This window comes from uncultured Rhodoblastus sp. (genome assembly GCF_903903185.1).
GTDB lineage: Bacteria > Pseudomonadota > Alphaproteobacteria > Rhizobiales > Beijerinckiaceae > Rhodoblastus.
Genome location: NZ_CAIUXT010000106.1, coordinates 1 through 2,403, shown reverse-complemented (window position 1 = coordinate 2,403; position 2,403 = coordinate 1). Strand labels below are relative to the sequence as shown.

The window sequence follows — 2,403 nt, the reverse complement described above, 5'->3', positions numbered from 1 at the left end:
GGAGAGTTCGACGGGATAGGTGATGTCGAGCGTCTTGGTGTCGAAACTATCCTCGAAATGACCGATCGAGCGGATCTTTTCGAGATCGACATTGGTCAGGATCGGCTGGCGCACTTCGAGACGCTTCTTCTTCGCCGTGCCCTCGTGGTCGAGAATATTCGGGCGCGGGCCGATGAAGGAAACGAGGCTCATCACCAGTTCCTCGCGGATCGGATCGATCGGCGGATTGGTGACCTGGGCGAAGTTCTGCTTGAAATAGGAATAGAGCAGTTTCGAGCGCGACGACATCGCGGAAATCGGCGTGTCGGTGCCCATCGCGCCGATCGCCTCCTGACCGGTCACCGCCATCGGCGCCATCAGGATGGCGGTGTCTTCCTGGCTGTAGCCGAAGGCCTGCTGGCGGTCGAGCAGCGACACATCCGCCCGCGAGGTGCGGGGCTCGACCGGCTTGAGGTCTTCGAGCACGATCTGGGCGCGTTTGAGCCATTCGCGGTAGGGATGGGACTGGGCGAGCGTCTGCTTGGTCTCGTCGTCGGAAACGATGCGGCCCTGTTCCAGATCGACCAGCAGCATGCGGCCGGGCTGGAGGCGCCATTTGGTGACGATCTTTTCCTCGGGGATCGGCAGCACGCCCATTTCGGACGCCATCACCACCAGCCCGTCCTCGGTGACGAGATAGCGCGCGGGGCGCAGGCCGTTGCGGTCGAGCGTCGCGCCGATCTGGCGACCATCGGTGAAGGCCACGGCGGCGGGGCCGTCCCACGGCTCCATCAGCGCGGCGTGATATTCGTAAAAAGCGCGGCGCTCCTCGTCCATCAGCGGATTGCCGGCCCAGGCCTCGGGGATCAGCATCATCATGGCGTGGGCCATGGAATAGCCGCCCTGCACCAGAAATTCGAGCGCGTTGTCGAAACAGGCGGTGTCGGACTGTCCCTCATAGGAAACCGGCCAGAGCTTGGAAATATCGTCGCCGAACAGCGGCGAGGCCACCGAGGCCTGACGCGCCGCCATCCAGTTGACATTGCCGCGCAACGTATTGATCTCGCCGTTATGCGCCACCATCCGATAGGGATGGGCGAGCTGCCACGACGGGAAGGTGTTGGTCGAAAAGCGCTGATGCACGAGGGCGATCGCCGTCTCGACGCGCGGGTCGCGAAGGTCGGCGAAATAATTGCCGAGCTGGGTGGCGATCAGCAGGCCCTTGTAGACGATGGTGCGCGAGGACAGCGACACCGGATACCAGCCGCGCAGGCGCTCGTCCTTGAGGCCGTAGATGGTGTTGGACGCCCGCTTGCGGATCAGGAACAATTTGCGCTCGAAGGCGTCCTGGTCCGGCGTATCGGAGCCGCGCGCGATGAACACCTGGCGATGGACCGGTTCGGCCGGCTTGACCGTCTCGCCGAGCACGCTCGGGTCGACCGGCACATCGCGCCAGCCGAGCAGCACCTGTCCTTCTTCGGCGACGATGTCCTCGAAAATCTGCAACACGATCTTGCGGCCTTCGGGGTCGCGCGGCAGGAACAGCGCGCCGACCGCGTAAAGTCCCGGCTCCGGCAGGGAGAAACCGAGCCGCGCCGCTTCTTCGACGAAAAACCGGTGGGGAATCTGCAACAGCATGCCGCAGCCGTCGCCGGCCTTGGGATCGGCGCCGACCGCGCCGCGATGGTCGAGATTGACCAGGATTTGCAACCCCATCGCCACCAGATCGTGCGATTTGGCGTTGTGCATATTGGCGACGAAGCCGACGCCGCAGGCGTCATGCTCGTTGCGCGGGTCATAAAGGCCCTGAGCGAGCGGCAGGCCTTGAGCAAGCGGAAGGTCTTGGGCGGCGGTGACCATGGGTCGATCCATCGATTAAACTCCAGCCTTTGAGGACAGCCCGGCGGCGGCGGCCTGCGGCGCGACCCCGCCCGGCCGGGCGCGCTCCGTGGCTGATACGCTCGGCCTTTGCTGCTGGTTCATGACCCGTTCATCCTGCCCGTTCAGTGCGACCGCAATCTATCCGAGGCGGGGCGACTTGCCTATGCGAAGCCATAATGGTCAGCACTACTGTCCTATTTATCGGCGCGCGACATTGCCAGATTAGCCCCCGCCGCACAAGACGCGATCATGCCGCAAAACCGACGCCGGTAGAAAGTTTTTTCTTTCTTTAAGGGGTTGAAGCATGTTGGCGCCCGATATGCGGGCGGCGCTTGCCATGGGCGCCTCATTTTTCAGCTTTTTTTGTTGTTTCGGCGAGGCGGGCCGGTTCCGCCGCCGCCTTTTTCGTCAATGATTTTTTTGGAGCTTTTTCTGGCATAAAGCAGCGCGACGATCGATTCTGGAAAGTTGAAAAAACGGCGGGGGCGGCCTGGATGATTTTTGCGATGACCTTTCTCAAGCGCGGCGGCGCCAGAGTCGAGT

2 protein-coding genes are annotated in these 2,403 nt (G+C 62.8%); both read right to left on the bottom strand.

Annotated elements, in window-relative coordinates; all coding sequences use genetic code 11:
- On the bottom strand, positions 1–1,851 hold a 1,851-nt coding region (locus QZY01_RS09650; RefSeq protein WP_294536392.1), incomplete at its 3' end, for a glutamate synthase central domain-containing protein.
- A 355-nt stretch (positions 1,852–2,206) separates the two neighbouring features.
- Positions 2,207–2,403 (bottom strand): hypothetical protein (locus QZY01_RS09645; RefSeq protein WP_294536390.1); only part of this gene is annotated, 197 nt, incomplete at its 5' end.